Origin of the sequence: Phenylobacterium sp. VNQ135, assembly GCF_049445735.1 — a bacterium.
In the GTDB taxonomy this organism is placed as follows: Bacteria; Pseudomonadota; Alphaproteobacteria; order Caulobacterales; family Caulobacteraceae; genus Phenylobacterium.
The window spans coordinates 121,288-137,939 of sequence record NZ_JBMSDS010000005.1; the positions used below are offsets into that span (position 1 = coordinate 121,288).

15 protein-coding genes are annotated in these 16,652 nt (G+C 69.6%); 6 read left to right on the forward strand and 9 right to left on the reverse strand.

Annotation, left to right across the window (positions count from 1 at the left end; genetic code table 11):
- Positions 1–9 precede the first annotated feature (9 nt).
- The 4 genes from cyoD to cyoA are packed head-to-tail and all read right to left on the reverse strand — an operon-like array spanning position 10 to position 4,189.
- A complete protein-coding gene (gene cyoD / locus ACO2Q0_RS18260) occupies positions 10–405 on the reverse strand; it encodes a cytochrome o ubiquinol oxidase subunit IV (RefSeq protein WP_423352963.1) in 396 nt (131 codons plus the stop codon).
- The gene (gene cyoC / locus ACO2Q0_RS18265) at positions 402–1,028 is read right to left on the reverse strand and encodes a cytochrome o ubiquinol oxidase subunit III (RefSeq protein ID WP_423352964.1); all 627 of its coding nucleotides are present in this window, start codon (positions 1,026–1,028) and stop codon (positions 402–404) included. Before cyoC ends, cyoD begins: the two co-directional genes overlap by 4 nt.
- 1 nt (position 1,029) lies before the next feature.
- Positions 1,030–3,024, reverse strand: a complete 1,995-nt coding sequence (gene cyoB / locus ACO2Q0_RS18270) for a cytochrome o ubiquinol oxidase subunit I (protein WP_423352965.1) — start codon at positions 3,022–3,024, stop codon at positions 1,030–1,032.
- A 16-nt stretch (positions 3,025–3,040) separates the two neighbouring features.
- Positions 3,041–4,189: a ubiquinol oxidase subunit II gene (cyoA, locus tag ACO2Q0_RS18275; RefSeq protein ID WP_423353356.1), complete on the reverse strand. Its 1,149-nt coding sequence runs from the start codon at positions 4,187–4,189 to the stop codon at positions 3,041–3,043.
- An 82-nt stretch (positions 4,190–4,271) separates the two neighbouring features.
- On the opposite strand from cyoA, the gene ACO2Q0_RS18280 reads away from it, so the two are divergent.
- On the forward strand, positions 4,272–5,603 hold the full coding sequence (locus ACO2Q0_RS18280) for an MFS transporter (protein WP_423352966.1): 1,332 nt from the start codon (positions 4,272–4,274) through the stop codon (positions 5,601–5,603).
- An 18-nt stretch (positions 5,604–5,621) separates the two neighbouring features.
- Here ACO2Q0_RS18280 and ACO2Q0_RS18285 read toward each other — a convergent pair whose 3' ends face one another.
- Positions 5,622–6,770, reverse strand: coding sequence for a hypothetical protein (locus ACO2Q0_RS18285; RefSeq protein ID WP_423352967.1), 1,149 nt, complete (start codon positions 6,768–6,770; stop codon positions 5,622–5,624).
- A gap of 211 nt (positions 6,771–6,981) precedes the next feature.
- Between ACO2Q0_RS18285 and ACO2Q0_RS18290 the strand changes: the two genes are divergently transcribed.
- Both ACO2Q0_RS18290 and ACO2Q0_RS18295 read left to right on the forward strand, forming a co-directional pair.
- Positions 6,982–8,004, forward strand: coding sequence for a hypothetical protein (locus ACO2Q0_RS18290; protein WP_423352968.1), 1,023 nt, complete (start codon positions 6,982–6,984; stop codon positions 8,002–8,004).
- A gap of 71 nt (positions 8,005–8,075) precedes the next feature.
- Entirely contained in the window at positions 8,076–8,870 is a 795-nt protein-coding gene (locus ACO2Q0_RS18295) for an N-acyl homoserine lactonase family protein (protein WP_423352969.1), read from the forward strand.
- Between the two features lie 3 nt (positions 8,871–8,873).
- Here the strand turns inward: ACO2Q0_RS18295 and ACO2Q0_RS18300 are convergent, their stop codons facing one another.
- From ACO2Q0_RS18300 to ACO2Q0_RS18315, 4 genes are all read right to left on the reverse strand, one after another.
- Positions 8,874–9,053, reverse strand: coding sequence for a hypothetical protein (locus tag ACO2Q0_RS18300; protein WP_423352970.1), 180 nt, complete (start codon positions 9,051–9,053; stop codon positions 8,874–8,876).
- A gap of 60 nt (positions 9,054–9,113) precedes the next feature.
- Positions 9,114–10,247 (reverse strand): hypothetical protein, encoded by a 1,134-nt coding sequence (locus tag ACO2Q0_RS18305; RefSeq protein ID WP_423352971.1) that lies wholly within the window; start codon positions 10,245–10,247, stop codon positions 9,114–9,116.
- A gap of 101 nt (positions 10,248–10,348) precedes the next feature.
- Positions 10,349–11,356 (reverse strand): DUF4118 domain-containing protein, encoded by a 1,008-nt coding sequence (locus ACO2Q0_RS18310; RefSeq protein ID WP_423352972.1) that lies wholly within the window; start codon positions 11,354–11,356, stop codon positions 10,349–10,351.
- A gap of 95 nt (positions 11,357–11,451) precedes the next feature.
- Positions 11,452–13,824, reverse strand: coding sequence for a TonB-dependent receptor (locus tag ACO2Q0_RS18315; RefSeq protein ID WP_423352973.1), 2,373 nt, complete (start codon positions 13,822–13,824; stop codon positions 11,452–11,454).
- Between the two features lie 171 nt (positions 13,825–13,995).
- Between ACO2Q0_RS18315 and ACO2Q0_RS18320 the strand changes: the two genes are divergently transcribed.
- From ACO2Q0_RS18320 to ACO2Q0_RS18330, 3 genes are read left to right on the forward strand one after another with little or no spacing between them, the layout of a single operon-like run.
- Positions 13,996–14,205, forward strand: a complete 210-nt coding sequence (locus ACO2Q0_RS18320) for a hypothetical protein (RefSeq protein ID WP_423352974.1) — start codon at positions 13,996–13,998, stop codon at positions 14,203–14,205.
- A 46-nt stretch (positions 14,206–14,251) separates the two neighbouring features.
- Positions 14,252–15,955 carry an amidohydrolase gene (locus ACO2Q0_RS18325; protein WP_423352975.1) on the forward strand — a complete coding sequence of 568 codons (1,704 nt, stop codon included), beginning with the start codon at positions 14,252–14,254 and terminating at the stop codon, positions 15,953–15,955.
- 53 nt (positions 15,956–16,008) lie between these two features.
- The gene (locus ACO2Q0_RS18330) at positions 16,009–16,509 is read left to right on the forward strand and encodes a pyridoxamine 5'-phosphate oxidase family protein (RefSeq protein ID WP_423352976.1); all 501 of its coding nucleotides are present in this window, start codon (positions 16,009–16,011) and stop codon (positions 16,507–16,509) included.
- Positions 16,510–16,652 lie beyond the last annotated feature (143 nt).

The following is a 16,652-nucleotide window of genomic DNA, read 5'->3' on the forward strand; positions in this document are numbered from 1 at the left end:
GGCCCATCCTCACTGGGTGGGCATGGTCTCGGCCATGGTCTCTGGCGGCATCGGCATCATGTTGCCGTTCAGGTGGTACATGATCCACAGCGACCCGCTGATCACGATGGCGACGATCACGACGGTGAACAGCAGGGCGAGCAGCGTCCAGCCGCCTTCGGACTGGGTGTTCACGTGCAGGAAGAACAGCGTGTGGACGACGATCTGCACGAAGGCCAGGCCGACCACGACCGCGGCCGTGACGACGGGATCGCCCAGCGCGCCGGTCATCACCAGCCAGAATGGGATGGCGGTGAGCACCGCCGACAGGCCGAAGCCGATCAGGTAGCCGCGGCGGCTGCCGTGGCTGGACGTCGCCAGGTGGGCGTCGGCGTGGGGCTGGGCCTCGGCGTGGGGACGGCTCAACGGAGGACTCCCAGCAGGTAGACGAAGGTGAAGACGCCGATCCAGACCACGTCCAGCAGGTGCCAGAACATGCCCAGGCACGCGAGGCGGCGGCAATTCTCCGGGATCAGGCCGCGGCGGCCCACCTGGGCCAGCAGGACGCAGATCCAGATCAGGCCGAAGGCGACGTGCAGGCCGTGCGTGCCGACCAGGGCGAAGAAGCCGGACAGGAAGGCCGACCGCTGGGGCGTGGCGCCCTCGGCGATGAGACTGGCGAACTCGTAGAGTTCGATGCCGACGAAGGAGAGGCCGAACAGGGCGGTGACCGCAAGCCAGCCCTGGACCGCGCGCGTCCGGCCGGCCTCCATGTCGATCATCGCCATGCCGTAGGTGATCGAGGACAGCAGCAGCATGGCGGTGTTGAGCGCCACCAGCGGCAGTTCGAAGACCTGCGCCGGCCCAGGACCGCCGGCATAGTTGGCGGAGACCACGCCGTAGGTGGCGAACAGGGTGGCGAAGATGAGCGCATCGCTCATCAGGTAGATCCAGAAGCCCAGGTAGGTGGCCCCGCCGGGGTGGGCGTGCTCCTCCTCGGTGACGTAGAAGGTGGCGCTCTCGGGCGCGGCGGCTTCGGTCCGGCTCATCTCAGGCCTCTCCCGACACGGGGCGGAGGGCCTCGATGCGCGCCACCTCGTCGGCCGGGATGAAGTCATCGCGGTCGTACTCGAAGGTGTGCAGGATCGCGTAGGCCACGAGCGACACGAAGCTGAGCGCCGCCAGCCACCAGATGTACCAGACCATGGCGAAGCCCAGGACCATGGCGAGCGCCGAGAGGATCACGCCGGCCCCGGTGTTCTTGGGCATGTGGATGGGCCGGAAGCCCGTCTGCGGCCGCGAATGGCCGCGGGACTTCATGTCGTACCAGGCGTCCAGGTCGTGGACGACCGGCGTGAAGGCGAAGTTGTAGGGCGGCGGGGGCGAGGACGTGGACCACTCCAGGGTGCGGCCGTCCCAGGGATCGCCGGTCGTGTCGCGCAGCGCCTCGCGGTTGCGGATGCTCACGGCGATCTGGATGACGAAGGCCAGGATGCCGACGAGGATGATCAGCGCGCCGATAGCGGCGATCACGAACCAGGGCTGCAGCGAGGGGTCGTCGAAGTGGCGGACCCGGCGCGTGGTCCCCATCAGGCCCACGACGTAGATCGGCGTCCAGGCCACCCAGTAGCCGATCACCCAGCCCCAGAACGAGACCTTCCCCCAGAACGGGTCCAGCCGGAAGCCGAAGGCCTTGGGGAACCAGTAGGCGATCCCGGCGAAGAGGCCGAACACCACGCCGCCGATGATGACGTTGTGGAAGTGGGCGACCAGGAACAGCGAGTTGTGCAGCACGAAGTCGGCGGGCGGCACGGCCAGCAGCACGCCCGTCATGCCCCCCACGGTGAAGGTCAGCATGAAGGCCACCACCCACATCATCGGCAGCTCGAAGCGGATGCGGCCGCGGTACATGGTGAAGAGCCAGTTGAAGATCTTCGCGCCCGTCGGGATCGAGATCACCATGGTGGCGATGCCGAAGAACGAGTTCACGCTGGCGCCGGAGCCCATCGTGAAGAAGTGGTGCAGCCACACCAGGTACGACAGGATGGTGATCACGACGGTGGCGTAGACCATCGACGAGTAGCCGAAGAGCCGCTTGCCCGAGAACGTGGAGGTGATCTCGGAGAAGATCCCGAAGGCGGGCAGGATCAGGACGTAGACCTCGGGGTGGCCCCAGATCCACACCAGGTTCCAGTACATCATCGGGTTCCCACCAAGGTCGTTGGTGAAGAAGTTGGTCCCGACGTAGCGGTCGAGCATGAGCAGCGCGAAGGCGCCGGTCAGCACCGGGAAGATGGCGATGGCCAGCACGTTGCTGCACAGGGCCGTCCAGCAGAAGACCGGCATCTTCATCATGGTCATGCCGGGCGCGCGCATCTTGATGATCGTCGTGACCATGTTGATGGCGGATAGCGTCGTTCCGACGCCGGCGATCTGCAGCGCCCAGAGGTAGTAGTCGGGCCCTGTGTCCGGACTGTTCTGGAGGTTGGCGACGGGCACGTAGTTCAGCCAGCCGGCGCGGGAGAACTCGCCCACGAACAGCGACACCATCACCAGCAGGGCGCCGGCGACGGTGAGCCAGAAGCTGAGATTGTTGAGGAAGGGGAAGGCCACATCGCGCGCGCCGATCTGCAGCGGCATGACGATGTTGATCAGTCCGACGACCAGGGGGATGGCCACGAAGAAGATCATGATCGTCCCGTGGGCGGTGAAGATCTGGTCGTAGTGGTGGGCCGGCAGGTAGCCCTGGTTCCCGGCGAAGGCGATGGCCTGCTGGGCCCGCATCATCAGCGCGTCGGCGAAGCCGCGCAGCAGCATGATGATCCCCAGGATCACGTACATGATCCCGATCTTCTTATGGTCGACGCTGGTCAGCCACTCGCGCCAGAGCCAGCCCCAGAGCCTGTAGCGCGTGACGGCGGCGACGAGACCGAGCCCGCCCAGCAGTACGACGACGAACGTGACGAGCAGGATCGGCTCGTGGACGGGGAAGGATTCCCACGACAGGCGCCCGAAGATCAGCTTCCAGAAGGTCTGGTCGAACATCGAGGGCTCCGGCGGCTCAGCCCTGGCCCCGGACGAGGGCGTCCGGAGCGTTGGGGAGACGAAGGACGGACATGTCGCGGTTGTGCGGCGAGTGCGGCTGGGTGTTTCCGGGCACGCCGGGCTGGCGCGGCTTGGTGACGTTGGGCACGGGGGCGATCTCGTCCGGCGACTTCTGCAGCGCGCCTTCGGGCTTCACGCCGTGCGGAGGATGGCCGTTGCGGCCGGGGACCATCGGGGCGCCGCGACGGTCCGAGGCGCGGTCCTTCGCCATCACCTCGTGCATGCAGGGCGTCCCCGGCGCGACGCAGCGGTTGACCACGCGGTCGAAGAGGTCGGGCGCGACGCCGCCAAAGCGCATGGGCGGGACCTTCTCGGAGGGTTTCTCGAGCGCCAGGTAGGTGGCGGTCTGCAGCGGCTGAGCGCCGGCCTTCACGCCGCCGACCCAGCGGTCGAAGCCGGCCTGGTCCACGCCGTGCAGCCGGAAGCGCATGTCGGAGAAGCCGGCGCCGCTGTAGTTGGCCGAGAAGCCTTCGTACTGGCCCGGCCGGTTCAGCACGGCGTGCAGCGTGCTGCGCATGCCGGGCATGGCGTAGACCATCCCCGCCATGGTGGGCGCGTAGAAGGTGTTCATCATGTTGGTGGAGGTGATGTCGAACCGGACCTGGCGGTCGACGGGCAGCACCAGCTCGTTAACGGTGGCGATCCCCTGCTCGGGGTAGATGAACAGCCACTTCCAATCCATCGCCACGACCTGCACCCGCAGCGGCTGCTGCCCGGCGGGCGTGGGCTTGCCGGGGGCGATGCGGTCGAGCGGCCGGAACGGATCGAGGAGGTGGGTGCTGGACCAGGTCAGCGCGCCGAGCGCGATGATGATCAGCAGTGGGCAGGACCAGATGACCAGCTCCAGCGTCGTGGAGTGGTCGAACTTCGGGTCGTAGGTCGCGTCGCGGGCGCCGGCCCGGTAGCGCCAGGCGAACACCACGATCAGCACCATGACCGGCACGATGATCAGCAGCATCAGGCCGGTGGAGATGTAGATCAGGTTGCGCTGCTGGAGCGCCACGTCGCCGGCGGGGTCGAGGACGGCGCGCTGGCACCCGGCCAGGAGCGCCGCGGCGCCGGCGGCCAGGAGTGCGGAGCGTCGCGTTCGGACGTCGATGCAGATCGTTCTGCGCGCCCGGGCGTTGTGGCTAGGAGTTTCCGGTTGTGATCCGCGGCAGCGGACCGCACGGCGGGAGAATGACGTCATGACTGAAGCGGCCGCTGCGTCGACTTCCACGCCGCTGGAGCGCGACGCACGCCTCGTAAACGCGCGAGAACAGCGTGTGGCGCCCGGGGAGATCGCCATCGGCGTGATCATCGGCCGGACCAGCGAGTTCTTCGACTTCTTCGTCTATGCGATCGCCTCGGTGCTGGTGTTCCCGACGATCGTGTTCCCGTACGTCGACCGGGTCACGGGCACCCTCTATTCCTTCGCGATCTTCGCCCTGGCCTTCGTCGGGCGGCCCTTCGGCACCCTGCTCTTCACGGCCATCGACCGGCGGCACGGCCGCGGCGTGAAGCTGACCATCGCCCTCTTCCTGCTCGGCGGCTCGACCATGGCGCTCGCGCTGCTGCCGACCTACCAGCAGGTGGGCGTGTTCGCCGCCGTAATGCTGGCCACGTTCCGCTTCCTGCAGGGCATGGCGCTGGGCGGCGCCTGGGACGGCCTGCCCTCGCTGCTGGCGCTGAACGCCCCGCCCGAGCGGCGGGGCTGGTTCGCCATGATCCCGCAGCTGGGCGCACCGCTGGGCCTGCTCGTGGCCTCGGCCCTGTTCAGCTACTTCCTGCTCGTGCTGTCGGCCGGCGACTTCCTGAGCTGGGGCTGGCGCTATCCCTTCTTCGTGGCCCTGGCCATCAACGTCGTGGCCCTGTTCGCCCGGCTGCGGCTGGTGGCGACGCCCGAGTTCGAGCGGTTGTTCGAGAGCCGCGAGCTGCAGCCCTCGCCGCCCTTCGTCACCCTGTTCGCGGAATGGCGGACGATTGCGGTGGGCGCGCTGGCTCCGCTGGCCAGCTTCGCACTGTTCCACCTGGTGACCGTCTTCCCGCTGTCGTGGGTGACGCTGTTCGAGGGCGAGACGGCGGTCCGCTTCCTGGTCATCGAGGCCCTGGGCGCGGTGGTGGGGCTGCTGGCCGTCATGGCGTCGGGCCTGATCGCCGACCGCGTCGGCCGCCGGGCGCTGCTGGGCGTCTCGGCGGTGCTGATCGGCGCCTACAGCGGCTTCGCCCCGCAGCTGCTGAACGCCGGGCGGATCGGCGAGATCGCCTACATGCTCGTCGGCTTCGCCCTGCTGGGCCTGGCGTTCGGCCAGTCGTCGGGCGTGGTGAACAACAGCTTCCCGCCGCACCACCGCTATACGGGCGCGGCGATCGTCGCCAACTCGGCCTGGCTGATCGGCGCGGGCTTCGCGCCGCTCGTCGCCCTGTTCCTGGCCACGCGCGTGGGCCTCTGGTCGGTGGGCGCCTACCTGCTGTCGGGCGCGATCTGCACGCTGGTGGCGCTGGCCATCAACCGCGAGTGGGGCCGCCGGGCCGGCTAGCGGCCCGCCAGATCGCCCCTAGTCCGCGCCCTTCTTGCCCTTGGCCTCGCCCTTGGCGGGAGCGGCGGCCTTGGCCTTGGCGGCCTCGGCGGCCTGCTCCTCGGCGTGGCGGGCGCCCGCGAGGATGGCCGGCAGGGCGTAGTTCCCCTCATGGCAGGCGTATTCATAGATGACGCCGTTCAGCGGGTAGAAGTTGTACTCGCCGCCCCAGGGCGCATCCCACACGTCGGGGTCCTGGACCGTGAACTGGTAGTTCAGGCGGGTGTCCGAGACGCGGGTGAAGCGCTCGGTGACCTTGAGGTTCTTCCACGCGCCGGCCAGCGCCTGGCCTTCGGGGATGTTGGTCGTCTCGACGACCAGGGTGTCGCCCTCGTACCAGCCGATCGAGTCGCCCATCCACGGGCGGACGCCGTCGGTGCGATGCTTGCCGTTCAGGCGCACGATCCGGCTGTCGTGGATCAGCTCGACCTGGATGGCCACCGAGTCCGGGCCCTGCACGATGCGATAGTTGTTGTTGTAGTAACCGTTGGGCAGCATCGGCGGACCGGCGTTGCGGCCAAAGCCCATGATGCAGCGGTCGCCCGTGCCGCGGACCTCGTAGCTGTCGTAGCTGTCGCGGTAGTTCATGCCCGAGGTGGGCGCGCCGGCCTTGCGCGGCGGGAACTGGCCGTTGGGCGTGGTCAGAAGCGACGTCCGGTACTCGCCGTTGACCTCCATGATGTGGTTGCCCGGATCGATCCAGAAGGTGTTGTAGCCGCCGACGTCGCCACCGGCCGCCACGAAGTCGGGGCGGATTTTCACCAGTTCGGACTGGGTGAACTCGGCCTGGAGCTGCTCGGTGGACTTGTCCGGATCGGTCTGGGCGTCGGAATCGGCCAGGGCCTTGGCCCAGATCTTCTCGATCTGCATCGCCTCCTGGGCGCTGAGGGTCGCCTTCGGCGTGAGCCGCGGGTTGCGGGTCAGCGGGGTGAGCGTGGCGTTGGACCAGTAGCCCTCGAGGTCGGGCGCGCCCCAGGCGGTGCGGGGCGTCTTCCAGCCCGGCTGGCGGATCGTCGGATTGACGGCCGGAGCCTCGGCCTTCGCCGGAGCCTTGGCGGCCTGGGCCGCGGCCTCCGCCGCGCCGAACAGGGCCAGAGCCGAAACCGCCACGACAAGCGTGCTGCGCATCACCATGCCTCCCTCGATGCCTGGGCTTTCCGCCCTTCTTCTACGCCCATCTTGCGGGCATGAGGCTCCCACAGGATTTCAACCTTGAAAGCTGGGCGCCGCGACGGCCGCCCGCCCGACTGTCACCACCGATCACGCGGTTGCAACCGGCCGTCATGGCCTAGGGGCCGGCCGCCGCGCGAAGTTGTCGCCAGGCTGGAAAGGCTTGGCGATGCGGTGGGCGGTTGTGGGTTTGGCGGTGGCTCTGGCGGCAGGGGCGGCGGAGGCGGCGGAACACGCCTATAAGGCGCCGCGCAACCGCCTGGGGCAGCCGGACCTGTCGGGGATCTGGACCAACACCTCGATCACCTGGCTGCAGCGGCCGCCCGGCGTGAAGGCCCTGGTGCTGAGCGACGCCGAGGCCGAGGCGATGGGCGACGAGTTCCGAAGGATGGTGGACGTGCTGATCCGGCCGACCAGCGACCCCGCGGCGCCCGCGCCGGAGGAGACGAAGGCGGTCGACAATTCCGACTTCCTCGAGATGGACCTGAAGCCCGCCAGGGTGAACGGCCAGTGGCGCTCGTCTTGGATCGTGGAGCCGGAGGACGGGCGCCTTCCGTTCACCGAGGAAGGCCGCGCGCGGACGCGCGAGCGTGGGCGGGGCAAGGGCTACGACAGCTACGAGACACGTCCGACCGACGAGCGATGCCTGACCGCCATCGGGTCGCCCGAGGGCCCGCCGATGATGAACAGCGGCTTCAACGGCCACTACCAGATCCTGCAGACCAAGGACCACGTGGCCATCCTGATCGAGATGAACCATGACGTGCGGATCGTGAAGCTGATCGCCGGACCGACGGCGCCCCGGCCGATCCATCATCCGAACGCGCCGCGCTGGATGGGCGAGACCGTCGGCTGGTTCGAGGGCGACAGCCTGGTGATGGAGACCACCAACCACAATCCGCAGGGCGCCTATGCCGGCAGCATGACCGGCGGGATGACCTACACGCAGACGGCCGTCGTCCGCGAGCGGCTGACGCGCACGGGGCCGGACAGCATCCTCTATGCGTTCACCGTCGACGACCCGGCGACCTTCGCCTGGCCCTGGCGGGCGGAGATGCCGTGGCGGCCGGCCAAGGGGCCGATCTACGAATACGCCTGCCACGAGGGGAACTACTCGCTGGCGAACATCCTCGGCGGAGCCCGCGTGCAGGAAGCGGAGGCCAGGGCGGCGGCTCCGACCCGGGCGAACTAGGCCGCGCGCCGTCGTGACAAGCCGCGCCGGCTGGCGCAGGTTGCGCCCGAACGATGTTCGGGAGGGACCCCATGACGCTGCGGACCACGGCCGCCCTGGCGCTCGCCGCCGGGCTGATGTTGGCGGGGGCGGCGCAGGCCGCGCCGGCGGTGAAGCTCTACACGATGGACTGCGGCAAGCTCTCCCTGGAGGACGCCGACATGTTCGCCGACGACGGCGCCTACAAGGGCCGGAAGACGGACATGGTGGTGCCCTGCTACCTGGTGCGGCATCCGAAGGGCGACCTCATCTGGGACACCGGCGTGCCGGCCTCGCGCGACAAGCTGCTGGCCCAGCTCAAGCAGCTGGGGCTGGAGCCCAAGGACATCGAGTACCTGTCCGTCAGCCACAGCCACTTCGACCACATCGGCAACGCGGGGCTGTTCGCGGCTTCGACCTGGATCGTCGATCCCGACGAGAAGGCCTATGCCTTCCGGCCGCAGCAGCGCGCGGACGAGGCCCAGTTCAAGGCCTACGCGGCGCTGGAAGGCGCCAGGACCGTTGCCGTCGAGGGCGAGGGTCCGCACGACGTGTTCGGCGACGGGACGGTGCAGGTGATCCCCGCCCCGGGCCACACGCCGGGCCACACGGTGCTTCTGGTCAAGCTGCCCAAGGCGGGCCCGGTGATCCTGACGGGCGACCTCTGGCACATCGCCGAGAGCCGGGCCGCCAAGCGGGTGCCCCGGTTCAACGTCGACCGCGCCAAGACGCTGGCGAGCTACGAGAAGATCGAGGCCCTGGCGGCGCAGACCAAGGCCCGCGTCGTGCGCGAGCACGTACCGGACGACTTCGCCGCCATGCCGGCGTTTCCGCAGGCGCTGGAGTAGGCCTCAGTTCGTCTTCCGGTCGCCGCGGTCGCCCTGCCCCTTCTTGGCGACCGTCTTGGACTTGGTGCGGCGGTCGGCGGCCAGCGAGCGGCCCACGTCGTCGCTTTCCTTGAAGCGGCCCTTCTCGTCGCGGCGGACGTAGCGCTTGTCGGTCCCGGTATCGATGAGTTCGCGGCTGCTCATGGTCAGGCTCCCTAGGCTGTCGCCAAGGGAATCCACGGACTCCGGAGCGGTTCCCGCGCCTCAGCCGGCCGCGCGCAGCCTGAGCAGGTCGGCGTCCACGGCCAGGCTCGCCTCGAAGTCCTGAAGGATCTCGGCCAGCGCCGCGACCGAAGCCGGCTGTCCCCGGCTGGGGAAGCGGTAGCGCCAGAAGCTCGCCACGTGGGAGATCGAGCCGATCCGCTCGCCCAGCATGGCGAACATGTCGGGCGCCTTGACCAGGAATTCGCGGAAGGCGGCCGGCTTGCCGTTCTCCGTGAGGTCGCCGAACGCCCGGTCATAGACGCGCAGCGTCTCGACCACGTCCTTGCGGTGCTGGAGGATGGCGATCTCGAGGCGCTTGCGGGCCTGCTCGACATAGCGGGTCAGGTCCGGGTCCTCGCGCTCGCCGATGACCTTCAGCGTGCGCAGTTCGTGGAGGACCGCATCGAGGTTCGGCCACAGGTCGGCGAGCGCCCACTTGTAGTAGAGGAAGCCCTTCCAGCTGAAGACGCCTTCCCTGTACGCCTCGCCTTCGAGGCCGAGGGTGACGCGGAGCGGCTCCAGCCGCTCGTCCACTTCGGACGACAGCAGGATCTCGACCATGCGCGCGACGTCGCCGCCGCCTTCGCGGCCCGCGAACGCCAGATCGATCAGCTTGGAGATCTCGTCGCTCACGAAGGCCTGCATGCGGTCGGAGTCGGCCGGCGAGAGGCCGAAGTAGCAGCGCCCGACGGTGAACCCGTGCCGCTTGATCTGCTCGCGCAGCAGGAACGGATCGAGCGAGGGCAGCCGGTCCAGGACCGACAGGAGCTTCAGGTCCCGGGTGAGATCGGGCGTGTCCTCGCAGATGTCGCGCACCATCTCGCGCCAGCCGCGCTGGCCGACGAACATGGAGCGTGCGCCCAGGGCCAGGTCGCTGTGCGCGAAGGGCAGGATGATCTTCGTGGCCGTGGCCGGCGCGTAGTCGAAGACGAACTGTTCGTCCGCCCGCACGCGATGCTTCACCAGGATGCAGGTGTTCAGGGTGCGGCTGCGGAAGAACGGCCGGTCCACATAGTCGGGATCGCCGCTGTGGCGGGCGGCCACCAGCGCGAGATTGAGCACCCGGCTCGTCGCTCCGGTGGACTGCAGCGCCCGGAGATCGCGCGCCCCCCGCAATGACTTCGTCGTACGCATGCCGCCCCGGCTTCCAACCGCGCGGAATCTGCCGTGCGAACGTTAAAGACGTCGAAAATTACCTATGGGCGCAGGACCGCAACCGTCGCGCGCGGCCGCGGTCAGTGCAGGGTCGCCAGGCGGGGCTCGGCCGCAGCCCGCGGCAGGCTGAGGACCAGGGCCGAGCCTTCGCTGTCCGCCCGCAGCGCCACCGCGGCGCCGAGCTGTTCGGCCATCGCGCGGAGGAGATAGCCGTTGCTGACCGAGACGAGCGCCGCCGACGAACCGCCGCCGGCTTCGGCGATGGCGATGCGGAGGGTTCCGGCGTCGGCCGAGACGCCGAGGCGCAGGCCGTGGCTGGGCTTCGTGTCGAGCAGGGCGGCCAGGCCCTCCGCGAGCGCGGCGCCCAGGGAAACGGCCTCGTCGCCCGGCAGCACCAGTTCGGGCCCCTCGACGGTCACCCGCTCGGGCGGCTGGCCCTTGGACTGGCAGATCGCACGGGCCAGCGCGCCTGCGAACGCGGTGAACTCGACGGGCTGATCTTCGGCGTGGCCGCCCAGCTCGCGGTGGACGCGGGCGATGAGCAGCGACCGCTCCATGGTCTTCTTGAGGCTGTCGGCCACCTGCGGCTCGGGCTCGCCCTTGGCCTGGAGCTGGAGGACGCCGGCCACCAGCCGCATGTGAAGGCTGATCCGCTCGTTGAGTTCGCGGAAGAGGCCGGCGTGGCTGACCGCGGCGGCCTGGGCGCGGCCGAGCTTCACCGCCACGTCGTCCAGGGCGCGGGTCAGGCTGGTGATCACATAGACGAGCACGCCGGCGTTCAGCGTGAACAGGATCAGGGAGATGAAGGCCTTGGGCTCGGTCTTCCAGGCGAAGTGCGGCAGGGCGAAGCACCAGAAGCCCAGGATCGCGGCGGCGAGCATGACGCCGACGGCGTAGCGGCGGCCGAGCGCATAGGCCGCGAGGACGGTGGCCGGATAGAAGGCGGAGTGCGCCAGGGCGTCGCCCAGCATGGGCTGCAGCGCGAGGCGGACGGCGAAGGTGAGGGCGACGAGGCCGGCGGCCCAGGCCCAGGCCTGGAGGCCGCGGGAGCCTGCGAGCCGGCCCAGGAGGCGGCGGAGAGCGTCCATGGCGGGCGGCCTTAGCACCGGGCGCGGCCGCCCGCACGGACTATGCTCGTAACTGCGGTATGCGGCCCCCCCGCGCAGGAGGGCCGCCCCGAAGCCTAGTACGACTTGCGCACCGTCACGCCGTAGGTGCGCGGCGCGTTGGTCTGGAAGCCGTAGCGGGCGCGCAGGCCGCGCTCGCGGTCGACGGAGAGCCAGGCGCGTTCGTCGCCCAGGTTGTTGACAAAGGCCGCGGCCTCCCAGTCCTCGCCGCGGACGCCCAGTCGCAGGTTGACGATCTCGTAGCTGGGCAGCTCCAGCGGGAAGATCAGCGCGGACGCCGTGCCGGCCCCGATGTTCGGGAACAGCGGCACGGTGCGCGGGTTGGCCTCCTGATCGGAGATCTGGGTATAGCGCTTGCCGACGTGCTGGGCGGTCAGGTTCGCGAAGGCGTCGAGGCCGGGCGAGATTTCCCGGGTGTAGCCGACGCTGAACGAGGCCTGGAACTTCGGCACCGTGGGCAGGCGGTTGCCGTCGCGCAGGCCCTGGATGGGCTGGCCGGCGGCGTCCGTCACGCTCGAGGTGAGCTTGGCGTCGTTGTACGAGGCGGACGCCGCAACGTCGAAGTTGTCGCCGAAGCGCCAGGCGATCTCGGCGTCGAAGCCGACCGACTTCGCCTTGGGCACGTTGACGATCACCCGCGACGAGCAGGAGCCCGCGTCGATGGTGGCCTGCAGGTTCTCGATGTCGGCGTAGAAGCCGGCAAGGGTGAGCGAGCCCGCGCCGCCGCCGAGGCGCGCCTTCATGCCGGCCTCGTAGTTCCAGACCGTCTCGTTGCCGAAGCTGGGCTCGGACAGCGCGTTGAAGGTGGCGAAGTCGGCCGGGGTGCAGAGCGGCCGGTTCAGCGGGTCGTTGATGCCGCCCAGCCGGAAGCCCTTGGAGGCCTGGGCGTTGAGGGTCACGTCGTCGTTCACCTCGTAGGCGACGATCACGCGCGGCGCCCAGGCGTCGGCCTTGGTCTTGCCGGGCACGCCGATGGTGCGCTCGGCGAAGATGCCGTCGAAGGTGAGTTCGCGGGTCTCCTTGTAGTCGCTCCAGCGCAGGCCGGCGGTGACGTCCAGGCGCTCGGTCACCGAATAGGTCGCCTCGCCGAAGATCGCGATCTGCTTCTGCTTATAGGGCACGGTCGAATAGTAGAGGCTGTCGCGCGGCGCGGCGGGGCCCGCCGTCGGGATGCCGGTCAGCGCCTCGAAGCCCGCGACCTGCAGGTCCTGGGCGTAGTCGCGGTCGATATGGCTGTAGAAGGCGCCGGCCACCCACGACAGCGGACCGTCGTTGTCGGACGCCAGACGCACTTCCTGGGTGAAGGACTTCACGTCCGTGGTGTCGATCAGCGGGGCGTCGAGATTGTAGACCGCGGGCGGCAGGCCCAGCGAGCCGCCGGTGATGGAGCCGGTCAGCGCCGTGGCGTCGCGGTAGACCAGCACGTCGCGGTCGGTGAAGCTGGAGATGGACGTGAAGGTCAGGTCGCCGAGGTCGTATTCGACGTTCAGGTCGGCCAGGAAGAAGTCGTCCTCGAACTTCTCGCCGAACTGGGTGAACTGCTTCGTGCCGCCCAGGCGGACCGGCGGCCGGGTGGTGGTGAACTCGTTGGCCAGCACGTTGTAGATGTCGACCCGGTTGAAGCCGTCGACCTCGATGGACTGGTAGAGGACCCGCGGCGTGATCGCGAGGTTGTCGCTCGGCTCGAACCGGAGGGCGGCGCGGACGCCCCAGCGCGTCCCGTCGTTGACGTTGTCGTCGATCGAGCCGTCCGGCTGCACCGCGTCGATGAAGCCCGCGTACTTGGTGGCGTAGCCGACGACGCGCAGGGCCGCATTGCCGCCGAACGGGATGTTCACGGCGCCCTTGAGCTCGCCGCCGACATCGCCGCCCTGGACCTTGCTGGCCGTGGCCTCGACGGTGGACGAAAACCCGCCGACGTCGGGCTGGTTGGTGATGTAGCGCAGGGTGCCCGACAGCGAGCCCGAGCCGAACAGGGTGCCCTGGGGCCCGCGCAGCACCTCCACGCGGTTGAGGTCGAAGAGGTCGAGGTCCGGCGTGAACAGCGACAGCGAGATGACGCTTTCGTCGAGGTAGACGCCCACCTGCTCCTTCACGCCCGGCTGGTCGCGGACGATCTGGCCGGCGGAGATGCCGCGGATGGCGACCTGGCTCTGGCCGGGGCCGAGGTTCTGGACGGTGAAGCCGGCGACGGTGCGCGACAGGTCCTCGATGTTGGTGACGCCGCGGGCGCGCATCACCGCCTCGCTCTGGGCGGCGACCGAGAACGGCACGTCGATGAGGGCTTCGTCCCGCTTCCGCGCGGTGACGACCAGTTCCTCGACTTCGGCCGAGGCCGTCGTCTGGGCGAACGCCGCGCCGGCGGGCAGGGCCATGACGAGGGCCAGCAGGCTCACATGCGCGGTCAGGCGGGTCTTGCCGATGTGCATTCCAGTTTCCTCCCTGGCGCGGCTCCCGACGGCCACGCTTCGTGGGCGGAGGATTACCGCAGGTGGAATCTCCGTTGCTAGGACCCGGTAACAGCGAAATCCGAACTGTTGCCGAAAGGCCGCGGGCGCGGACCCTGGCCACACGCGGCGACGCAGCCCACAACCACGGCCATGGCCGATGCGTCCGAAGCCCGCCCGCCCCTCTCCGACCGGGAGGTCTATCTGAAGCTTTCGGCCGTGGCCGAGGAGCTGCTGCGGCTGGCCGAGGCGGCGGAGAGCTACGTCGGCAACGCCGCGCTGACCAGCGCCGCCAACACGCTCAGCGGCACCGCCCGGGTGATCTACGAGCACTGCCTCGGCGGCGAGGACGAGCTTCACTGACGGCCGGGACTGGCGCGAGGGGCCGGGGCGCGACTAGCTTGGCGGAATGCGGACCCTGACTCCCGCGGCCCTGCCGGCCGCCCTCGCCTGCCTCGCCCTCGCCGCCTGCGCCACGGCGGCGCCGGACGCGAGTCCGAAGGCGGACCTGGTCATCTGGGGCGGCCCCATCCACACAGGCGTCGACGGCGCGGCCGAGGCCCAGGCGGTGGCCGTGCGGGAGGGCCGCATCGCCTATGTCGGAGCGCGCGCCGGGGCGCAGGCGCAGGTCGGGCCGAACACGCGCGTCGTCGACCTTCGGGGCGCGGCGCTGTTCCCGGGCTTCACCGACGGCCATGCGCATCTGCGGGGCGTCGGCGAGCGTGAGCTGAGCCTGAACCTGGAGGGCGCGAAGAGCGCGGCCGAGGCGGCGGGCCGGGTCCGCGCCCATCTCGAGGCGCGGCCGGGCGCCGGTCCGGTGTGGGGCCGCGGCTGGATCGAGACCGGGTGGCCGGAGGGCCGCTTCCTGGACCGCAAGGACATCGATCCGTTCACCGCCGACCGTCCGGTGCTGCTGGTGCGCGCCGACGGCCATGCGCTGGTCGCCAACAGCGCCGCGCTCAAGGCGGCCGGCGTGGACGAGACGACGAAGGCGCCGCCCGGCGGCGAGATCCTGAAGGACAAGGACGGGCGGCTGACCGGCATGCTGGTGGACAACGCCATGGCCCTGGTCGCCAAGCTGCAGCAGCCGCAGAACGAGGCCGAGAAGCGGGCGGCCTACGCCGCGGCGTTCAAGGTCGAGACCGCCTACGGCTGGACCGGCGTCCACAACATGAGCGTGGACTGGGCCGACGTAGCGCTGCTGGAGGACCTGGCGGCGAAGGGGCAGGCGCCGCTGCGGGTCTACAACGCCGTCGACGCGGCCGAGGCGAGCCCGCTGTTCGAGAGCGGGCCGCGGCAGAGCCCGGACGGACGCATCACCACGCGCACGGTGAAGATCTATGCCGACGGCGCCCTCGGCTCGCGCGGGGCCGCGCTGTTCGAACCCTACGCCGACGCCCATTCCACGAGCGGCCTGATCCGGACTCCGCCCGAACAGATGAAGGCCCAGATGACAGCGGCCTATGCCTCGGGCGTCCAGGTGGCGACGCACGCCATCGGCGACCGCGGCAACGCCGTGGTGCTGGACCTCTACGAGCAGGTGTTCGCCGCCACGCCGCCGAACGTGCGGATGCGGGCGCCGCGCTGGCGGATCGAGCACGCCCAGATCCTGCGGCCGGCGGACATCGCCCGCTTCCCGCGCGATGCGGTGATCGCCTCGATGCAGCCCAGCCACGCCATCGGCGACCTCCACTTCGCTCCGGCCCGCCTGGGCGACCGGCGGCTCGACGGCGCTTACGCGTGGAAGAGCCTCGTGGAGGCGGGGGCGGTGGTGGTCGGCGGCTCGGACGCGCCGGTGGAGCGCGGCGATCCGCTGATCGAGTTCTACGCCGCGGTGGCGCGCAAGGACCTGCAGGGCTTCGCGACGCCCGCCTGGCGGCCGGCCGAGGCGCTCTCCCGCGCCGAGGCGCTGAAGCTGTTCACCCGCAACGCGGCCTTCGCACGGTTCGCAGAGGACGAGCTCGGAACGATCGAGCCGGGCAAGCGGGCCGACCTCACGGCCTTCTCCGTCGACCTGATGACCGCGCCCGAGGCCGAGATCCCCAAGGGCCACGCGGTGCTGACGGTCGTCGACGGCGAGGTGGTGTACGAGAGGCGCCGAGCGGAACCGTGACGACGCCGACGGGTTCAGGGGCCGACCCCTGAAGCGAACCTGGAGGCGCCGCCATGGCCCACGACAAGCTCACTCCCGCCGAAATCGAAGATCGCATGTGGGAGGCCATCGAGAAGGGCCAGCACACCGGCATGCTCGGCATCAGCGGCGACGGCCACCACTTCCAGCCGATGACCGGCTTCGTCGAGCGCGAGACGAACACGATCTGGTTCTATACCTACAAGGACACCGATCTGGCCGAAGCGGCGGCCCAGTCCGGCGGCCACGCCAGCTTCATCTTCCAGAGTCGGGACCTGTGGGCCTGCATCGACGGGACGCTGACGCCCGACCACGACCGCGCCCGCATCGACAAGTACTGGAACGCCCACGTGGCCGCCTGGTACCCGGAAGGCAAGGATGACCCGCGCCTGACCCTGCTGCGCCTCGACTGCGAGGAGGCCGGCGTCTGGATCAGCGAAGGCGGGCCGGTGAAGTACGCCTTCGAAGTGGCGAAGGCCAACATGTCGAAGACGACGCCGGACATCGGCGATCGGCAAGACATCAACCTGCACTAGAAAGTTTCGTCCGCAGATTGTGGCGGTTCGACGGCGCGGGACAGACGTTCCGCGCCGTCTGCGTTTTCAAAATGATGATTCGCCTCGATTCGGCGCGGTTTCGTTGCGTAAGCTATAGTTAAGTCGACTATCCGACGCGGCGA